We start from the raw sequence: 19149 nt of genomic DNA, 5'->3' as shown, positions 1-19149 counted from the left end.
GCGGGTGATCTTGGATCGCCGAACCTTCGCCGCAGGTTCCGCCGCACTGCTCAGCGGTTGTGCGACGGTCGATGCACGGCCGCGTCGGCTTGCGACGTGCACGCCGCTGGTGCCGGTGCAAGTCGACGCCAGCCGCGTGATCCGAACGGTCGCCGGCCTCCGGCCTTATCGAAAGTCGGGTTTCGTGGTTCGGGCCGAGCAGCTTGGCACGAAGCGGCTGGTGCACAATTACGGTCACGGCGGCAGCGGCATCACGATGAGCTGGGGCACGTCGAAGCTTGCGATCGAGCTCGGGCTTCAAGGCCACAGCGGGCCGGTTGCGGTCATCGGTTCCGGCGTCGTCGGCCTGTCGACCGCGCGGCTGGTCCAGGAGGCCGGCTTCCCGGTCACGATCTATGCCGCAGCGCTTCCACCTGACACGACGTCAAATGTCGCCGGCGGTCAGTTTCACCCATTCGGTCTGTTCCGCGACGATTCGGTAACGCCCGCATTCAGGGAACAGTTCGTAAGGGCGCTCGAATATAGCTGGCGGCGCTACCAGATCATGGTCGGCGACGATTACGGAATTCACTGGCTGCCGACCTATGTCGAAGCGAGCGCGCCCGAAGCGCAGGTCATCGCCAACTTCCCGCCGATCAACCGGACGCTAACGCCCGCCGAACATCCGTTCCCGCTCGACAATGTCGTGGTCTACGACACGATGTATGTCGAGACCGGGCGCTACCTCCGCCAGATGATCCGCGACGTGCAGATTGCCGGCGGCAAGATCGAAGTTCGTCGTTTCGGTTCACCGGCTGACATCGCCGCAATTCCGGAAGCGCTCGTGTTTAACTGCACGGGTCTCGGATCGCGAGAGCTGTTCGGCGACCAGGAGCTGCAGCCGATCCGGGGCCAGCTCGCCATTCTCGAGCCGCAGCCGGACATCCGCTACGCACTCACCGGCGGGCCGGGCTACATGTTCCCACGGGCCGACGGCATCATCCTCGGCGGGACGTTCGAGCGCGACGTTTGGGAGGCGGTGCCGGTGCCGGCGACGATCGATCGCATCGTCTCAAGCCAGAAGCGCTTCTTCGACAGCTTCCGCTGCACCGCTTGAAGCGCGTCGCGGGTCCACCAACATATCGGAGGAAATGAACATTCACGCGACCATTCCCCAAAGCGGCGGGGACTCCTCCGAAGTGCAAGACAAGCTCACCCCAAAGGCGATCGTCGCCGCGCTTAACGAACATATCGTCGGCCAGGACGACGCGAAGCGCGCCGTCGCGGTTGCGCTGCGCAATCGCTGGCGCCGTCAGCAACTCGGCCCCGAGCTTCGCGACGAAGTGACGCCGAAAAACATCCTGATGATCGGACCCACGGGCTGCGGCAAGACAGAGATCAGCCGGCGCTTGGCGAAGCTCGCCGATGCGCCGTTTGTGAAGGTTGAAGCGACCAAGTTCACCGAGGTCGGCTATGTCGGCCGCGACGTTGAGCAGATCGCCCGCGACCTGGTCGAGGAAGCGGTGCGGCTGGAACGCGACCGACGGCGGAACAAGGTGAAGGCCGCGGCCGAGGAAGCGGCGATGGACCGGCTGCTCGACGCGCTCACCGGCAAGGGGTCGAGCGAAGCGACGCGGCAGAGTTTCAGGCAACGCTTCTCCGACGGCAGCCTCGACAAGGCCGAGGTCGAGATCGAGGTCGACGAGGCTCCGGCGATGCCATTCGAGATCCCCGGCATGGGCGCGCAGGTGTTCGACCTCAAATCGATGATGGGGAAGCTCGGCGGCCAGCAGCCGCGCAAGCGCCGCAATCTCAAGGTGCCGGAAGCTTTCGCGCGCCTCACCGAGGAAGAGGCCGACAAGCGCGTCGATCCGGACGACATCAACCGCGTCGCACTCGCCGACGCCGAGGCGAACGGCATCGTCTTCCTCGACGAGATCGACAAGATCGCCGTGAGCGACGTGCGTGGCGGATCGGTCAGCCGCGAGGGCGTGCAGCGCGACCTTCTCCCGTTGATCGAAGGCACGACGGTCGCGACCAAATACGGCCCACTGAAAACGGACCACATCCTTTTCATCGCCAGCGGCGCCTTTCACATCGCCAAGCCTGCCGATTTGCTGCCGGAGCTGCAGGGGCGTCTGCCGATTCGCGTCGAGCTAAAGGCGCTGACGCAGGAGGATTTCGTTCGCATCCTGTCGGCGACCCGCGCCAGCCTGACCGAGCAATATCAGGCGCTGCTAGGGACGGAGGGCGTCACCGTAACGTTCGACGACAGCGGTATCGATGCGCTCGCCCGCATCGCCGCCGAGGTGAACGAGGCGGTCGAGAATATCGGCGCGCGTCGGCTCCAGACGGTGATGGAAAAGCTGCTCGAAGACATCAGCTTCGAGGCCGAGGACCGTCGCGGCGAAACGCTCGTCGTCGACGCCGCTTTTGTCGAGAAGCAGCTCAGCAACATCGCCCGCAACGCCGACCTCAGCCGCTACGTCCTGTAGCGGCAAGCAACCGTCTATCGCCCGACAAAAACGGCTCGCCGTTGAGAGTGCAGCTGCAGTCGATGCTAGTCGTTCTATCTCCGGAATTTCTTAAAAACAGGAGATAAATCATGACTTTACGCGCCCTATTGCTGGCGGGTTTGCTAGGCGCTTCTTCGGCCCCGACGCTGGCTCAGACGACGACGGCCGCACCGACGGTCAAGCCACAAACGCCGGCGAAGACGCAAACGACCACCACGCAGACGACGTCGAGCACGGCCGCCGTGCCCGATGAGACGGGTGCGCCGATCGCGGTGCAGAAGACCACCGACACGACGCAGACGACGACAAGCCAGCCGGCCGATCCGTCGGCTCCCGCTCAGAGCAGCACCAGCAAGACGACGCAGACCACGACCACTGCGCCTGACGCGACCGGCGCGCCGGCGACTACGACGACAACGACGACAACACAGGCTGCGACCGACCAGACTGGCGCGACCGTGACCGCGGCGACCGCGGCCGACGTCAAGGCCGGCGTGCCGGTTTACGATCAGAAAGGTGCGATCGTCGGGAAGGTCGAATCAGTCAGTGCGAAGGGCGCCGTCGTGAGCACCGGCAAGGCGCGCGCCGAAATTCCTGTGTCCAGCTTCGGCAAGAACGACAAGGGCCTGGTGATGAGCATGACCAAGGCAGAGCTGGATGCAGCGGGCGCGAAGACCACGAAGAAGGCTGCGCCCAAGACGAAGTAACGCACTAGCTGCCGATACGACGGTATCTCCAGACGAGCCCCTGGCCGAACGGCGGCCAGAGGCTCGTCTTGATACCCGCTAGCCTTAGCCGCGACGCGGTCCATTCGTTGCATGTCCGGATCGCACTCGCTCTGCCGACCGCCTCGTAAAAGGCGTCACAACAGTTGTAGCCGCGATGATGGATCCGCCGCGGCCTGCCGCGAGCGTCGAGCACCAAATCGGCGCGGATCGCCGTCCACAGCCGACGATATTCCTCGGGCCGAAGCCGGATTTCGCGGACCGCGTCGGCAGCGCCGCGCACATATTCGACGTGCATCACCCGCCTTCCGCCGGTAAGCGCCGACGAGATCGTGCGCGGCGTAATGTCCCACCAGGTCGGCGTGTCGAGATAGACCCGGCGCTCCCCTGCCCCGAACGCTATCCAGCGCATGCCATGTGCGCGGCCGCCGAAATCGCTGGCTGGATACAGTGGCGCCCAATCCAGCCCCTGCGCCTGCATCGGCATGACGATGTCGGTGTGGATACCGTTGTCGGCGAGGTAGATGGTCGTGCCTTGATCGGGCTCCGACCAGCCGCGGTTCACCGGCACCAGCGAGCCGACGAGCGCGGCCAGCAAATATAGCGCCGGTACCGCCAAAAAGGCGGCTGCGATTTGGCCAAACCACTTGCCGGACTTGGCTTTTTTCCGCCGACGCGCCACTCGTCCTCCCGCTGCACCTTTCCCGACCACCTTGCCATGTATGGTGGCCCTGCCTAGATGCCGCAGCCAAGTCGGGGCGTAGCGCAGCCTGGTAGCGCATCACACTGGGGGTGTGGAGGTCGCTGGTTCGAATCCAGTCGCCCCGACCATCATTCAACGGAAAGTCGTCAGTCTCTCAATGTCGAGCCCACCGAACTTGCTGATGATGCAGACGGCACCTGCCGGAAGCGCTGGAGGCACCGCAAGCATCCTGATGGGCATCGTCCCCTGGCTGCTGATCTTCGTCATTTTCTACCTGCTGATGATCCGCCCGCAGCAGCGGCGCGTGAAGGACCATCAGGCCGCGATCAATGCGGTGAAGAAGGGAGACCAGGTCATCACCGGCGGCGGCATCCGCGGCAAGGTCACGAAGGTGTCCGACGATGAGGTCGAGGTCGAAATTGCCCAAGGCGTGAAGATCAACGTGATCAAGTCGACCCTCTCGACGGTGTTGAGCCCCAACACGAAACCCGCGAACGACTGATGCTCGATTTCCCGAAGTGGAAGGTGTGGCTGGTCTCGATCGTCGTTGCGATCGGCGTCCTGTTGTCGATCCCGAGCCTGATTGGCGGGACGCCTTACGCGTCGAGCTGGCCCAAGTGGCTTCCGCAGTACAAGATCAGCCTTGGCCTCGACCTTGCCGGCGGCAGCCATTTGCTGCTCGAGGCGGACGCGAACGACATGCAGAAGCAGCGGCTTCAGAGCATGGAAGATTCGGTTTCGACCGAGCTCCGCCGCGACCCGAAGATCGACATCGGCGATATCTCGACGGCGGGCGGCCGCCTGTCATTCATGGTCCGCAACCCAACCCAGCTCGACGCTGCCGTCGAGCGCATGCGTACGCTCACGCGGCCGGTCGGCCTGACCGGCAATCGCGACTGGGACGTCGGCGTCGTCGATTCGACCCGGATCGTGCTGAGCCCGACCGCTGACGGCACGGCTCGTGCGCTGAAGGACGCGATGGGTGTTGCCCGCGACGTCGTCCGTCGCCGTATCGATCCGGGCGGAACCAAGGAAATCACGGTGGTGACCGAGGGCGGTAACCGCATCCTCGTCCAAGTGCCCGGGGTCGAGGATCCCGACGCGCTCAAGAAGCTGATCGGCCAGACTGCGCGCCTGGAATTCAAGCTCGTCGACCTGACGGCCAACCCGACTGACGTCCAGCAGGGCCGCGCCCCGCCGGGCAGCCAGGTGCTGCCGATGGCGGACGGTTCGGGCGCGATCGCAGTCAAGCGTCGCGTGATGGTTTCCGGCGACCAGCTGACCGACGCGTCGCAGCAGTTCGACCAGGACGGCCGCCCCGACATCAACATCAAGTTCAACACGGCCGGCGCCCGCCGCTTCGCGCGGACGACGCAGGAAAATGTCGGCAAGCCCTTCGCCATCATCCTCGACGACAAGGTGCTGTCGGCGCCGAACATCAATGAGCCTATTCTCGGCGGCAACGCGCAGATCAGCGGCAATTTCACGGTCCAGAGCGCGCACGACCTCGCTGTCAGCCTCGCCTCGGGCAAGCTGCCGGTGAAGCTCAACGTCATCGAAGAGCGGAGCATTGGCCCCGACCTCGGTCGCGATTCCATTCACAAGGGCGTGATCGCAAGCCTCATCGGCACCGTCGGCGTCATGATCTTCATGCTCGTCACCTATGGCCGCTTCGGCGTCTATGCGAACATCGCCCTCATCGTGAACGCCTTTCTGATCCTCGGCATCATGGCGATGTTCAACGCCACGCTGACGCTGCCCGGCATCGCCGGCTTCATCCTGACGATCGGCGCCGCGGTCGATGCTAACGTGCTCATCAACGAGCGCATTCGCGAGGAGGTACGACGCGGGCGAAGGCTGATCGACGCGGTCGAGACCGGATACCGGGAGGCGATGCACGCCATCGTCGACGCCAACGTTACCCACGTCATCTCGGCGTCGATCATGGCCTATTTCGGTTCGGGCCCGGTGCGCGGCTTCGCCGTCGTTCTGCTGATCGGCGTCGTCACGTCGGTGTTCACTGCCGTTTACTTCACCCGGATGCTGGTTGCGCTGTGGATCCGCCGCGCACGCCCGCGGGTCCTGCCCATTTAAGGCCTCACCCATGAAGCTTCTCAAGTTGGTCCCCGACCACACCAACCTCGATTTCATGCGCTGGCGCAACGTGGCCGTGGTGCTGTCAACGGTGGCGACGATCGTTTCGCTGGCCTTCACTTTCTATCGCGGGCTCAACCTCGGCGTCGATTTCGTCGGAGGACAGGTCGTACGCGTGACGTTCGCACAGCCGGTAAATGTCGAGCAGCTCCGCGGGCAGGTCGACGGCCTCCACCTTGGCGAGGCCAGCATCCAGGAATTCGGCAGCGCGAAGACGGTCCAGATCCGCCTGCCCAAGCCTTCGGGTGGCGACGCCGCCGCGAATGTCGCCGCGACGCAGGTGAAGCAGCTGATCGCCAAGGACTATCCGGGCGCCCGAGTCGACTCGGTCGACACCGTGTCCGGCAAGGTCAGCGAAGAGCTGGCAGAGGACAGCGCCAAGGCGATCGTCTTCGCCATGCTGGGCATCGCCATCTACATCTGGTGGCGGTTCGAATGGCAGTTCGGGGTTGGGGCGCTACTGACGCTCGCCCACGACATCGCGATGACCCTCGGCTTCTTCGCTTTCACGCGGCTTCAGGTCGACTTAAACGTCGTCGCGGCCTTCCTGACCATCGTCGGTTATTCGCTCAACGACACCGTCGTGATCTACGACCGCATCCGCGAGAATCTGCGCAAGTACCGCAAGATGGCGATCCTGCCGCTCCTCAACCTCTCGCTCAACGAGACGCTGGCGCGGACGGTCGTCACGTCGCTCACCGTGCTCATCGCGCTCGGCGTGCTGATGCTGATCGGTCCGGAAGTCATCTTCGGTCTCGCCATCGCCATTTTCCTGGGTGTCCTGATCGGCACCTACTCGTCGATTTACATCTCGGCGCCCGTCCTCGTCTGGCTCGGCGTGCAGCCGGACAGCTTCCTGAAGGGCGACGAGAAGGAAAGCGACGACAAGGAGGCGCAGCCCGCCTGACCCGTTCAGGTGAGGCCAAGCTTTGGCGCTTCATGCCATGCTTGGCCTGCCCCAGCGCCCACGCTAATGAGGATATCATGTTGAAGCCCAACCGTACCGCTTACCTCCTCCTCGCCTGCGCCGCAGCGGTCCCGCTCGCGGGCTGCGCGCACGGCAGCAAGGGCAAGGGCGATACGGCCTACGTCGCCCGCGACGTGAGCTCGCTTTACACCGCCGCGCAGCGGTCGATGAAGAACAAGGACTACGAACAGGCGGCGAAGTTGTTCGACGAGGTCGAGCGCCAGCATCCTTATTCGGTATGGGCGCGCCGCGCTCAGATGATGAGCGCGTTCAATTACTATCTGGCGGAGAAGTACACCGACTCCATTTCGTCGGCACGCCGCTTCCTCACCATCCACCCCGGCAATGCAGAGGCGCCTTACGCGCAATATCTGATCGCCATGAGCTACTATCAGCAGATCGCCGACGTGACCCGTGACCAGTCGACGACGCAGTCGGCCGCCGATGCCTTCGGTGAGCTGATCCGTCGTTACCCGGACACCCGCTATGCGGCCGACGCGCGGCTGAAGCTTGACCTCATCAATGATCACCTCGCCGGCAAGGAAATGGAGGTCGGCCGCTATTATCAGCGCTCGGCGCAGTGGCTTGCCGCGACTTACCGCTTCCGCGAAGTCGTCGAGAAATATCAGACGACCACCCACACGCCCGAGGCCCTCGAGCGCCTGGTCGAATGCTATCTGGCGCTCGGCATTCCTGACGAGGCGCGCAAGTCGGCGGCCGTGCTCGGCGCGAACTACCCGGGATCGACCTGGTACAAGCAGTCGCTGAAGCTGCTGAACATGGAGCAGCGCCAGACGCGGCGGACGGCCTCCAACAAGTGATTCCAGGCGGGCGGGCGCCATGCTGAGGCAGCTCGTCATCAACAATGTCGTATTGGTCGAAAGGCTCGAGCTTGAGTTCGAGCCCGGCCTTGGCGTGCTCACTGGTGAGACCGGCGCGGGCAAGTCGATCCTACTCGATGCGCTGGGCCTGGCGCTAGGTGCGCGTGCGGACACGGGATTGGTTCGAGCGGGCCAGGACATGGCGAGCGTCACGGCCGAGCTTGACCTTGCCGATGACCATCCGGTGCTCGGCCTGCTCCGGGAACAAGGGATAGCGCCGGACCCGGGCGAGCCGCTGATCGTTCGGCGGACCGTCAAAAGCGACGGCGGAAGCCGTGCCTTCGTCGCTGGAAGCGCTGCGCCCGCGAGCCTGCTTCGAGACCTTGGCGCGCTCGCGGTGGAAATTCACGGGCAGCACGACGACCGGGGCCTGCTCAACCCGAAAGGGCATCGAGCATTGTTAGACGCCTTCGGCCGCCTCGATCCGAGTGCGGTTGCGGCGGCCTGGAGCGATGTGACGCGGATCGAAGCTGAGCTCGGCGAAGCGCGCGCTGCCGTCGCCGCAGCCGAGCGCGACCGCGAATATCTGGAGCATGCCAGCGCGGAAATCGAGAAGCTTGCCCCGGAAGAGGGCGAGGAAACGACGCTCGCAGAGGAGCGCGCCACCATGCAGGCCGGCGCGAAAGCGGGAGAGTCGCTGACCGGCCTCGATGAGTTGCTTGGCGGGTCGGATGGCGCCTTGGCGCAGTTGCGGCAGGCGGCGAGGCGGATCGAACGCGGCGCCGCAGATCATCCGTTGCTTGGCGAGGCGCTTGCGTCGCTCGACCGCGCGGTGATCGAAGCAAGCGAGGCCGAAGAACGGATCGCGCGGGCCGCGGACGCGCTCGCGTTCGATCCGGCGCGACTGGATCAGGTCGAAGCCAGGTTGTTCGACATCCGCGCGCTTGCCCGCAAGCACCGGGTCGAACCTGACGCGCTTGCAGCGCTTGGTGCGCAGATGCGGGAGCAACTCGCCGCGATCGAGGCTGGTGGCGATCATATTGCCGAGCTCGATCTTGCGCTGGTCGCCGCGCGCGAGGTCTACTCGGCTGAAGCGGCGGAACTGAGCGCTGCGCGCCGCGAGGCCGCGGCGAAGCTCGACGCCTCCGTCGCCGGCGAGCTGGCGCCCCTCAAACTCGACGCCGCTCGTTTCCGCACCAGCTTCGCGGCCGCCGAGCCAGGCCCGTCGGGCACCGATCGTGTCGACTTTGAAGTTTCGACCAATCCGGGCGCGCCGTTCGGGCCGCTTACCCGAATCGCATCGGGCGGGGAGCTTTCGCGCTTCATACTCGCGCTGAAGGTTGCCTTGGCCGAAGCAGGCACGGCGGGAACGATGATCTTCGACGAAGTCGACCGCGGCGTCGGTGGCGCGGTGGCGAGCGCTATCGGTGATCGGCTCTGGCGCCTCGCACAGAGCTCTCAGGTGCTCGTGGTCACGCACTCGCCGCAGGTCGCCGCGCGGGCCGCGCATCATTACCGGATCGAAAAGAGCCACGGGTCGGACGGCACCCGCACCAGCGTTCGCAAACTGAGCGACGCCGAGCGGCGGGAGGAAATTGCGCGGATGCTTTCGGGAGCATCGATCACCGAGGAAGCGCGGGCGCAGGCCTCCCGGCTCCTCGACGCGGCGTGACGGCCTACGTCGGGCTGCTTCGGGCCGTGAACGTCGGCGGTCGCCAGATCAAGATGGACACGCTCAAGCAAATCGCCGCCGATCTCGGGTTCGAGAAGGTCCAAACCTTCATCGCCAGCGGCAACCTGCTGTTTATCAGCGCCAGGCGCGAGCCCGAAGTGAAGGCAATGATCGAGGATGCGCTGAAGGACATTTTTCGCGCGCCCGTCGAAGTCATGGTGCGAACCGCCAAGGAAATGGCCGAGGTCGAGGCGGCCAACCCCTTCGCCGATGAACCGGGCAACCGCGTCGCCGCCATCTTCTTCGACGCCAAAGCGGACGCTGGGCAAATCGAAGCCGCGAAGAACATAAGCGATGAACGGCTGGCGCTCGGCACGCGCGAAATCTATGTCCATTTTCCGAGCGGGCAGGGCCGATCCAAGCTCAAGCTTGGGGGTAAGGCGCCTGGCACCGCGCGCAACATGAACACCGTGTGCAAGCTGGCTGAGCTTGTGAGGGAGATGGCATGAGTAAGGACCGCGCAGTTCGACACCAGTTCGAGGGTGAGCAGCTAGAAAGCGTCTTTGTCGGCCGGCGCGACGGCGCGGCGCGACCGACCGTCGTTCTCATCCCCACGGTGATGGGCGTTTCCGACCTGGAGATCGGCTTTGGCCGCCAATTGGTCGAACTCGGTTACAATTCATTTGTCGCCGACCTGTTCGGAATGAAATTCCGCGGCGCAGATCGCGACACGATGTTCGGCGAGCTGAACCGCCTGAAGTCGGATCGCGCGGCGCTTCGCCGCCGCCTTCTCGCAATGATCGACCTTGTTCGCGATCTTGCGGAGGTGAAGGACCAGCAGATCGTGGTGGCCGGCTATTGCTTCGGCGGCATGTGTGCGCTCGACATTGCCCGCGCCGGGGCCGAGGTCGCCGCCTGCGCATCCTTCCACGGTCTGTTCGACCCGCCTGGCCTCGCACCGGAGAAGATCAACGCCAAGGTCGTTGCCTTCCACGGTTGGGACGACCCCATGGTGCCGCCCGATCTGGTCGTTGCGCTCGGCAAGGAGCTGACGGAGGCCGGCGCCGACTGGCAGATCCACGCTTACGGCCATGTCGGCCATGGCTTCACAAACCCGAACGCGCACAAGCTGCAGATCGAAGGCGTCGCATACAACGCGCTGGCCGCTGAGCGGTCCTGGACAAGCTTCATCAGCCTGCTCGAGGAACTCTTCGCCGGGCATGACTGACGATGCCGGCGAGCTGACCGAAGCCGAGGCCGCCAACCGCCTGATGCGGCTGGCGAAGGAAATCACACGGCACGACAAGCTCTATCACGACCGTGACGCGCCGGAGATCTCCGACGCAGCCTATGACGCGCTAGTGCGCGAGAACCGCGAGATCGAGGCTCGCTTTCCGCAGCTCGTCCGCGCGGACTCGCCGTCGAAGCGATTGGGAGCGGCACCGACCAGCGCGCTTGCTAAGGTCGCGCACGCGCGGCCGATGCTCAGCCTCGACAACGCCTTCTCCGACGAGGAGGTGCTGGAGTTCGTCCGTCGAGTCCGGCGCTTCCTCAACGTGCCCGAGGAAGAACCTGTCGTCCTGACGGCAGAGCCGAAGATCGACGGGCTTAGCTGTTCCCTGCGCTATGAGCGTGGACGCCTCGTCCTGGCGGCGACCCGCGGCGACGGCACGGTCGGCGAGGACGTGACAGCGAACGTCCGCACCATCGGCGACATTCCGCAGCACATCAGCGCCGCCCCGGACCTGCTGGAGGTGCGCGGCGAGGTTTACATGTCGAAGGCCGACTTTGAGGCGCTCAACGAGCGGCAGGAGGCGAGCGGCGGGAAGATCTTCGCCAACCCGCGCAACGCGGCGGCCGGCTCGCTTCGGCAGAAAGACCCGGGCATTACGGCCGCGCGTCCCTTGCGCTTCCTTGCCCATGGTTGGGGCGAGCTGAGCGAGCCGCTGGCAACGATGCAATTGCTGGCGATGAAGAGGCTCGAGAAGCTCGGCTTCCCGGTCAGCGACCTGCTGAAGCGCTGCGAGACCGTTGGGGAAGCGCTCGAACATTATCGCAAGATCGAACATGAGCGCGCCGAGCTGCCGTACGATATCGACGGCGTCGTTTATAAGGTGGGCCGCCTAGACTGGCAGGAGCGGCTCGGCTTCGTCGGGCGCGCGCCGCGCTGGGGCATCGCGCACAAGTTTCCGGCGGAGAAGGCCGAGACGACGCTCGAGGCGATCGACATCCAGGTCGGCCGCACCGGCAAGCTGACGCCGGTTGGCAGGCTGACCCCCGTGGGCGTGGGCGGCGTCATCGTGCAGAACGTGACCCTCCATAATCGCGACGAAATCCAGCGGCTGGGACTGAGGATCGGCGACCGCGTTCGTATCCAGCGCGCGGGCGATGTCATCCCGCAAGTCGTGGAGAACCTGACGCGAGACGAGCTTCGGCCGGCTTACGAATTCCCGGCACGCTGCCCGATGTGCAATTCGGAAGCCGTAGCCGAGGAAGGCGAGGTCGATGTCCGCTGCACGGGCGGCCTCATCTGCCCGGCCCAGCGGTTCGAACGTCTGCGCCACTTCGTTAGCCGCGGCGCGCTCGACATCGAAGGCCTTGGCGAGAAGTCGATCGCCGAGTTCATCGACCTCGGGTGGCTCAACTCGCCCGCCGACATCTTCCGCCTGCGCGATCACCGCGATGAGCTGGTCGGCCGCGAAGGCTGGAAGGAGAAGTCGGTCGACAACCTCCTTGCCGCGATCGAGGCCAAGCGGCAGCCCGACGGCCCGCGCTTTCTATTCGGGCTCGGCATCCGCCACGTCGGCATCGTGACTGCTCGCGACCTGCTCAAATGTTTCGGGACGGTCGAGGAACTGCGCCGCGCCGCGATGGCGGACGGGGGCGAACTGGAGCTTTCGTCAGTCCAGGGCGTCGGCCCCGTCGTTGCCGAGGCGCTCGTCGATTTTTTCCACGAGGCGCACAACCGCGAGGCGCTCGACGACCTGTTGTCCGAGGTCGTGCCGAAGCCATTCGTCAGCGATGCCCGCGAGACCGAATGGACGGGCAAGACCATCGTCTTCACCGGCAGCCTTGAAACCATGAGCCGCGACGAAGCCAAGGCACAGGCCGAGCGGCTGGGCGCGCGGCCGGCAGGCTCCGTCAGTGCCAAAACCGACCTAGTGGTCGCCGGCCCAGGCGCGGGATCGAAGCTGAAAAAGGCCGAAGAACTCGGCATTCGCGTGATCAATGAAGCCGAATGGGCGCAAATTGTGGCCGGGGCTTAACTAATCACCTCTCGGCTCGAGAGGGGATGTTGCCGGCCTTCCTCTTAAAGTCATTAAAGTCACGGTGAGCGGTGCTTTTCCCATGACCTTATCGAGCCTCTGGCCCAGCTGAGCGATGAACGATGGAAAGAGCCTTGCCGCGATGCGGCGCGCGGAAAAGTGGCAGCCAAATTCCTATTTTGGAAGCTTGCGGCTTATGGCAGCTTTGGGTGAGCGGACGCTAGGCGATGCCGAGCGCCGTCCTGTGGCGGGACCGCCGGATGGCCAAGCCCAGACCGCCAAAGCCAAAGAGCATCAGTGCCCAAGTCGCCGGTTCGGGCACGCTACCGCCAACATCGCCGGTTGTGATGGTCGTCGCGGCAAAATCTGCGATCTGGAAGGAAGGCGAGACGGCGAGCTGGGTGAAGCCCGTGGGCGAACCGATGGTCTGGCTGAACACGTCGTCCAGCGTCGCGAACGACGCCAGATACACCTCGTTGGGAGCCGCCGCATCCACGCGAGACTCCAGCAGAACCTGATAGATCGTGGTCGTCGCGGCCGCGGCCACGCCCGCAAGGCTCAGGAAGATTGCGCCGAACATGGCGCCGATCCCGGAAACACAATTTATCCACGCGACGGCGGCAAACGCATACCCGGACACGCGAAGTGTGAGGGGCAAAGTCGAGGCCGGGGGGTCGCGTTCACGCTAGCGAACGACGCTTCCTACCGCGCCCCGCTCGTCCGTCGGATGAAATCCGCGACGTCGTTGTGCAGCTGCACCAGCGTCGGCGGGTGGACGTAGACCATGTGGCCGGACTCGTAATAATGATACTCGATGTTGCCGCGCAGGTTCGCCGGGACCGGCAGATGGCGAAGCTCCATCTTGCCTTCGAAATAGGGCGTCGACACGTCGAAATAGCCGCCGTTGACCATCACCTTCATGTCCGGGTTCTGCTGCATCGCTGACGCGAGGTCAGGAAGGACGTTGGGTAGCGCAATCATCGGCTGGTCGGCGCCGGGCGGCTGATGCTTGTAGTCCCACTTCGAATAGATCGGGATGCCTGACTTATAGGCGATGTCGGGCGTGTAACGCAGGCTGTTGCGGACGTAGTTCTGCCAGGCGGCAATATAGGCCGCGCCGATCGCCGAGCCTTGCGGATCGTAGCTCGCAACCTTGCTCAGGGGATCGAGCGTCGCGCCGACGAAGCGCGTGTCGAGGGTGCCGGTGGTCAGGCCCTGCTCGCCGAGCAGCTCCTTCTGGAAGGCGCCATATTCGATGCGCAGGTTCGTCTTCAGCAGGTACGGGACGGGTAGGCCGGTGTAGGCGGACAGCCGCTGCGCTACGCGCTGCCGCTCGGCATCGGGCAGGTCGTTGCCCTTGATCAGCGCCTGTTGGTAGTCGGTCGTCGCGAACTGCTCCACCTCGGCGAGGAAGGTGCGGAGGTCGGCCGGGCGGTTGCCCAGTTTCTTGAAGTACCAGGCGGTCGCCGCATAGGTCGGCAGCGCGACGACGTAGGGCATGTCGATGCCCGGGTTCAGCTGCGGATCGTCGGGCATGAAGTCCCAGTTGAGGATGTCCGACAACAGGATGACGCCGCTGAGGTCGACGTCCGCCTTCTGCAGCGCGAGCGTCATGCCGGCAGCGCGCATCGTCCCGTAGCTTTCGCCGAACAGATATTTGGGTGAGCGCCAGCGGTCGTATTTGGTCAGGAACTGGGTAACGAAATCGGTGAAGGCGTGGATGTCCTGGTCGACGCCGTAAAAGGCCTTTTCCTTGTCCTTGCCGGCGATTCGGCTGAAGCCGGCGCCCGGCGCGTCGATGAAGACGAGATCGCTAGAATCGAGCAGGCTCTGATCGTTGGCGACCACGCTGTAGGGCGCGGGCGTGTGCCGTCCGTCGGTGGTGACCACGCGGACGGGGCCGAACGCACCCATGCGGAGCCATACGGTGGAGGATCCGGGACCGCCGTTGAACAGGAAGGTGATCGGCCGCGTCGCGCTCGGCACGCCCTGCTTGAAATAGGCAGTGTAGAACATCGACGCTTCGGGCTTGGGACCGGCCTTGTCCTTGTCCGTGGACTTGACGGCATCGGCCTCGACCGAGTCCGTATCCTGCCATTCCTTGGCGTGGACGACGAGCGTGCCGGCAATCGCGTCATAGGCGATCGGTTGGCCGCCGACCGTGACCGTGCCGGTTGAGCGGGCATCGCCTGGCTTGAACAAGGCCTTGGCCTGGCCGCCGGCGTCCTCCTTCGCGGCGCTCTCGGCGCGGGGCGGCTTGATCGCGTGTGGCCTGGCGCGTGCGGCGCTGGTCGGCGCGGCGAAAGCGGGAGCGGTTGCAAGCAGGGCGACGAGCGCCAGCGTGAGCGAGGTTTTCATCGGCAACCTGTTGCAGCGGCGGTTAGGCGCTGCAAGCGCATTCGCCGGTCAGCCGCCCCGTTGGCAGACGAGCACCGGCCATTCGCCGACGCCGCGATCGGTCACTGTGAGGCCTTCAGCCTCGTAGGCTTTGGCGACCGCATCTGCCTGCGTGTAGAGAAGGCCCGCGAGGATGACCGTGCCTGTCTCGCCGAGCGCCTTGGCGAAGTTCGGCGCAAGCTCGATCAGCGGGCCGGCGAGGATGTTCGCGATGATCAGGTCGAAGGGCGAGCGGGCAGCGAGCAACGGCGAGTCCATGCCGTCCGCAACGCCGAGCAGAAGTTCGCGTGCGCCGTGGCCGAGCTTGACGCGGTTGATCGCCGCATTTTCGCGCGCGACGTCGATGGCGATGGGATCGATGTCGGTCGCGATCGCCTTTGCGGCCGGCCACAGGGCGAGGGCGGCGAAGGCGAGGAGGCCGGTTCCCGTACCGACGTCGGCGACATTGGCGAAGCGCACGCCCTCACGCTCAAGCTTGTCCAGCGCGTTCAGGCAGCCGCTCGTCGTCGCGTGCTGGCCCGTGCCGAAGGCGAGGCTCGCATCGATCTCGAATGGAATGCTGCCGGGCGGAACGCTCGCGTGGACCGGCGTGTGGACGTAAAAGCGCCCCGCGCGGATCGGATGCAGCCCAGCCTGGCTCATCGTCACCCAGTCCGCTTCGCCAAGTTGCTCGATGCGCGGTTCGCCATTGCCGAGCGCAGCAAGCACCGCCAGCTCCTCAGGGCGCGGCTCGTGCTCGAAATAAGCATGGATCAGCCAGTCGTCTGGCTTTGATTCGTCGGGCTCGTCGGCCACTAGGACCGGCGGATCGTCGGCGCCGGGGAACAGGTCCTCGGCTTCGGCGATCGCTTCGCCCTGCGCGCGATTGCACGGGATGGTGATCCGCCAGCTCAATGGGCGGCGGCTTCCTTGGCGAGCCGATCGTCGAGCTTTTTCGTGAGGCCGGCGGCATAGTCGCGGCAGGCGTTGCGGTTCTCCAGCGGCGCGCGGCCGGCGAACCGATCGGGCATGCTGCTCGCCGATGGGTGAGGCGTGATCAGGATGTCGCAGTCGAGACCTGTGACCTTGGCGATGCTGGCGCGATAGGCCTGCAGATAGGCCGCGTGGTCGCTGAAGCGATAATCGTCGCGGCTGACCGGCGACAGGCTGTCGGCATAGACGATCTGGCGGCAAATTCCGCCGTCGCAGCTGCCCCAATGCCAGGTCAGCGCGCCCGGCGTATGGCCCGGCGTCGTAACCGCGATCAAGATCGAATCGCCGACGCGGACCATCTCGCCATCGCGGATGACGCGGTCGACGTGGGAGGGCGGAAACGGCTTGTTGATGCCGAACTGCGGATCGTCGCGACCGGCAACGCCGGTTCTGAGGACAGGCGCCGCGGCTGCCGAAGCCAGCACTTCCGCGCCCGTCAGCTGCTGAAGCCGGGCGATGCCGCCAACATGGTCGAAATGCTCGTGGCTCTGGAGCAGAACCCTAACGTCCCGAAGCCTGAAGCCGAGATCCTGGATGTTGCGGGCGATCAGGTCGGCGTCCGCCTCCGTGCCGCCGTCGATCAATATGTGGCCTTGAGGCGAAGTGATCAGGATCGAACTGATGCCGCAGGTGCCGACGAAGTAGGTGTTGCCGAAAATGCGAACAGGCGGCGCGGGTTTCTCCCAATCGTCCGACCCGCGGCAAGCCTCGTCATAGGCCGGCCCGGCGATCTCGATCGGGGCAATCGGCTGCTCAACCTGCCGCGGAGCCTTGCCCAGCGGCACGACGATGTTGGTCGGGAATTGGGCGGCGACGAGAAGCGCGAGGCTAGCGAACATAGCTGGCGCCGTTGACGTCGATCACGCTGCCGGTCGCCGACGCGGGGGCATCGGTTGCGAGCCAGCGAATTACCTCGGCCACCTCGTTGGTGTTGGCGACGCGTCCGAGGGGAATGTCGGCGATGATCTGCGCGCCGCCGCGGCCCTGAAGATATTCCTCGGTCATTTCCGAGACGGTGAAGCCCGGCGCGACCGCGAAGGCGAGGACATTTTGCGCCGCATATCCGCGCGCGATCGATTTGGTCATCCCAATTATCCCCGCTTTGGAGGCTGCGTAATGCCAATGCTGGGGTGAATCGCCCCTGTACGCGGCGCGGCTGGCGATGTTGACGATGCGGCCGCCTTCTTCCCGTTCGCGAAAATGACCGACCGCGAGGCGGCAGAGGTCGGCCGAAGCCTGCAGGTTGATGGTCATCGTCCGCGCCCACGCGGCGTGCCATTCCTCGTCATCGGCATCGTCGCCGACATTTTCATAGATGCCGGCATTGTTGACGAGGGCGTCGATGCGCCCGCCGAGCCGTGCAAGGGCGGCTTCCCAGATCCGGCGCGGCGCCTCGGGATCGGCAAGATCTCCAGCGATCAGTTCATCGCTGCCGCGCGTGGAATGACCCAGCACATTGTGACCGGTCGACTTGATTAGCGCGTAGGCGGCTGCGCCGATGCCGCGGCTCGCTCCGGTGATCAGGATATTCATGGCTCCCGCCTAGCCGCATGGGCCAGGCGGGGAAAGAAGTCAGGCTGCGATGCCGGAGACGAACGCCTTGGCGCTTGACTTGAAGTTGGCAATCTCTTCGCTGAAGCGCCCGAAGCCCTGCTCGACCTGGTCGATGTCCTTGGCGACATTCTCGGTGTCGCTCCGGATCGCGGCGATGGTGGAACTCATCGAGTCGGCGGCAAGCGCGGTCTCGTCGACGGCGGCGGTGATCATCGTCACCGTCTGCGCCTGAAGCTCCATCGCCTGACGGATGCGGTCGGCGGAGCTTTGCACTTCCTCGACCGTGCCCTGGATCGAGCCGTTGGCTTCCACGGTCTGGCGGGTCGCCTGCTGGATCGCGGTGATCTTGGCGGTGATGTCGTCGGTTGCGCGCGCGGTCTGCGAGGCGAGACTCTTCACTTCCTGCGCGACGACCGCGAAGCCGCGGCCGGCGTCACCGGCGCGTGCTGCTTCGATAGTGGCGTTGAGCGCGAGGAGATTGGTCTGGCCCGCGATGTCGCGGATCAGGCTGAGGATCGATTCGATGGCTTCCACGTGCGCGGACAGCGCCTGGCTGACCTTCACGGCCTGGCTGGCCTGGTCGCCGGCGCGGGTTGCGACGCCCGCCGCCACTTCGACTTCCGAACGGGCGTCCTCGATGGCGCGAATGAGACCGGCGGCGGTTTGCGCGGCTTCGCGCATCGCGACGGCTGATTGTTCGGCAGCGGCGGCGACTTCGCTGGTCTTGCCGAGCATGCCGCGCGCCGAAGAGGCGGTGGCCCGGGTGCGCTCGGTCAGCGTCGTTGACTGCTCGGTGCTGGCGCGGACGAGTTCGGCAACCTTGCGCTCGAACTGGTCGCTCTCACGGCCGCGGATTTCGGCGGCCTCGATCGCTTCGAGAAGGGCGACCTGTGCGAGGATGATGTCGGTCTCGAAGGTGTTCATGCGCTGGAAGGCGGTGAGGCACTGTTCCAGCATCGAACTGTCGTCGGCGTAGCGCTCGATGATGCGGCGGATGACGCGCGAGGCGATCTGCGAGCGCGCGGCGATGTAAACGGCTACCGGCGTGCGGTCGCGATAAATTTCCCGGCCGTAGCCGGCGATGCCCTGAACCCATTCGGCGCCGACCTTGCCGGCATAGATGGTGGCGTACCGCTCGGCGCGTTCCGGACCGAACTGGGCGACGACTTCGGTGGCGATCAGGTCGGCGACATTTTCGCGAAGCAACTGGACGTCGCGGTCGAGGGCGCCACCGGGATTGTAAGCGGCAAGCCTTGCGCTCACCTGCTCGTCGGTCAGCTGTTGCAGCCCGCCAGTTTCGCCACTCATCAGTCCGCTCTCCGTCAAATCCGCTCTTTGCGGTTGTCAGGCTGTTTGGCGCAGAATGGTTAAGGGTGGGTTAGGCGCGGCTGGGAAACTTGCCTCCAAAAGACCGTCGCCCTAA

At 65.1% G+C, this 19149-nt stretch carries 18 protein-coding genes and 1 tRNA gene; 12 read left to right on the top strand and 7 right to left on the bottom strand.

The window, feature by feature from the left end; translation table 11 throughout:
* Positions 1-10 precede the first annotated feature (10 nt).
* The 3 genes from ABD704_RS07855 to ABD704_RS07845 all read left to right on the top strand — a co-directional run bounded on the left by ABD704_RS07855 (position 11) and on the right by ABD704_RS07845 (position 3202).
* Positions 11-1096 carry an FAD-dependent oxidoreductase gene (locus tag ABD704_RS07855; protein WP_344699124.1) on the top strand — a complete coding sequence of 362 codons (1086 nt, stop codon included), beginning with the start codon at positions 11-13 and terminating at the stop codon, positions 1094-1096.
* Between the two features lie 82 nt (positions 1097-1178).
* Positions 1179-2474, top strand: coding sequence for an ATP-dependent protease ATPase subunit HslU (gene hslU, locus ABD704_RS07850; protein ID WP_344700513.1), 1296 nt, complete (start codon positions 1179-1181; stop codon positions 2472-2474).
* Between the two features lie 110 nt (positions 2475-2584).
* Positions 2585-3202 carry a hypothetical protein gene (locus tag ABD704_RS07845; RefSeq protein WP_344699123.1) on the top strand — a complete coding sequence of 206 codons (618 nt, stop codon included), beginning with the start codon at positions 2585-2587 and terminating at the stop codon, positions 3200-3202.
* A gap of 4 nt (positions 3203-3206) precedes the next feature.
* Here ABD704_RS07845 and ABD704_RS07840 read toward each other — a convergent pair whose 3' ends face one another.
* Positions 3207-3902: a TIGR02117 family protein gene (locus tag ABD704_RS07840; protein ID WP_344699122.1), complete on the bottom strand. Its 696-nt coding sequence runs from the start codon at positions 3900-3902 to the stop codon at positions 3207-3209.
* 72 nt (positions 3903-3974) lie between these two features.
* On the opposite strand from ABD704_RS07840, the gene ABD704_RS07835 reads away from it, so the two are divergent.
* From ABD704_RS07835 to ligA, 9 genes are all read left to right on the top strand, one after another.
* Positions 3975-4051 (top strand) — tRNA-Pro (locus tag ABD704_RS07835).
* A 29-nt stretch (positions 4052-4080) separates the two neighbouring features.
* A complete protein-coding gene (gene yajC, locus ABD704_RS07830; RefSeq protein ID WP_425565416.1) occupies positions 4081-4425 on the top strand; it encodes a preprotein translocase subunit YajC in 345 nt (114 codons plus the stop codon).
* Positions 4425-6017: a protein translocase subunit SecD gene (gene secD / locus ABD704_RS07825; protein ID WP_344699121.1), complete on the top strand. Its 1593-nt coding sequence runs from the start codon at positions 4425-4427 to the stop codon at positions 6015-6017. The genes yajC and secD overlap by 1 nt, the downstream gene beginning before the upstream one ends.
* Positions 6018-6027: 10 nt before the next feature.
* The gene (gene secF, locus ABD704_RS07820; RefSeq protein ID WP_344699120.1) at positions 6028-6984 is read left to right on the top strand and encodes a protein translocase subunit SecF; all 957 of its coding nucleotides are present in this window, start codon (positions 6028-6030) and stop codon (positions 6982-6984) included.
* 77 nt (positions 6985-7061) lie between these two features.
* On the top strand, positions 7062-7865 hold the full coding sequence (locus tag ABD704_RS07815) for an outer membrane protein assembly factor BamD (RefSeq protein WP_344699119.1): 804 nt from the start codon (positions 7062-7064) through the stop codon (positions 7863-7865).
* Positions 7866-7884: 19 nt separating this feature from the next.
* Positions 7885-9537, top strand: a complete 1653-nt coding sequence (gene recN / locus ABD704_RS07810) for a DNA repair protein RecN (RefSeq protein WP_344699118.1) — start codon at positions 7885-7887, stop codon at positions 9535-9537.
* Complete coding sequence (locus tag ABD704_RS07805) at positions 9534-10046, top strand: DUF1697 domain-containing protein (RefSeq protein ID WP_344699117.1); 513 nt, start codon at positions 9534-9536, stop codon at positions 10044-10046. Before recN ends, ABD704_RS07805 begins: the two co-directional genes overlap by 4 nt.
* Positions 10043-10765 carry a dienelactone hydrolase family protein gene (locus ABD704_RS07800; RefSeq protein WP_344699116.1) on the top strand — a complete coding sequence of 241 codons (723 nt, stop codon included), beginning with the start codon at positions 10043-10045 and terminating at the stop codon, positions 10763-10765. Before ABD704_RS07805 ends, ABD704_RS07800 begins: the two co-directional genes overlap by 4 nt.
* Positions 10758-12803: an NAD-dependent DNA ligase LigA gene (ligA, locus tag ABD704_RS07795; RefSeq protein ID WP_344699115.1), complete on the top strand. Its 2046-nt coding sequence runs from the start codon at positions 10758-10760 to the stop codon at positions 12801-12803. The genes ABD704_RS07800 and ligA overlap by 8 nt, the downstream gene beginning before the upstream one ends.
* 220 nt (positions 12804-13023) lie before the next feature.
* Here ligA and ABD704_RS07790 read toward each other — a convergent pair whose 3' ends face one another.
* The 6 genes from ABD704_RS07790 to ABD704_RS07765 all read right to left on the bottom strand — a co-directional run bounded on the left by ABD704_RS07790 (position 13024) and on the right by ABD704_RS07765 (position 19034).
* Positions 13024-13383 carry a PEPxxWA-CTERM sorting domain-containing protein gene (locus tag ABD704_RS07790; protein WP_344699114.1) on the bottom strand — a complete coding sequence of 120 codons (360 nt, stop codon included), beginning with the start codon at positions 13381-13383 and terminating at the stop codon, positions 13024-13026.
* A gap of 122 nt (positions 13384-13505) precedes the next feature.
* A complete protein-coding gene (locus tag ABD704_RS07785; protein ID WP_344699113.1) occupies positions 13506-15161 on the bottom strand; it encodes a S10 family peptidase in 1656 nt (551 codons plus the stop codon).
* 48 nt (positions 15162-15209) lie between these two features.
* Positions 15210-16094, bottom strand: coding sequence for a 50S ribosomal protein L11 methyltransferase (locus tag ABD704_RS07780; RefSeq protein WP_344699112.1), 885 nt, complete (start codon positions 16092-16094; stop codon positions 15210-15212).
* Positions 16091-17011, bottom strand: a complete 921-nt coding sequence (gene bla / locus ABD704_RS07775) for a subclass B3 metallo-beta-lactamase (RefSeq protein ID WP_344699111.1) — start codon at positions 17009-17011, stop codon at positions 16091-16093. Before bla ends, ABD704_RS07780 begins: the two co-directional genes overlap by 4 nt.
* Complete coding sequence (locus ABD704_RS07770) at positions 17001-17705, bottom strand: SDR family NAD(P)-dependent oxidoreductase (protein ID WP_344699110.1); 705 nt, start codon at positions 17703-17705, stop codon at positions 17001-17003. Before ABD704_RS07770 ends, bla begins: the two co-directional genes overlap by 11 nt.
* A 39-nt stretch (positions 17706-17744) precedes the next feature.
* Entirely contained in the window at positions 17745-19034 is a 1290-nt protein-coding gene (locus ABD704_RS07765) for a methyl-accepting chemotaxis protein (protein ID WP_344699109.1), read from the bottom strand.
* Between the last annotated feature and the right edge of the window lie 115 nt (positions 19035-19149).

The organism is Sphingomonas limnosediminicola (genome assembly GCF_039537965.1).
Taxonomy (GTDB): Bacteria; Pseudomonadota; Alphaproteobacteria; order Sphingomonadales; family Sphingomonadaceae; genus Sphingomicrobium; species Sphingomicrobium limnosediminicola.
Note: the sequence above shows the minus strand (reverse complement) of the source record. Positions and strands in the feature narration are given on the sequence as shown.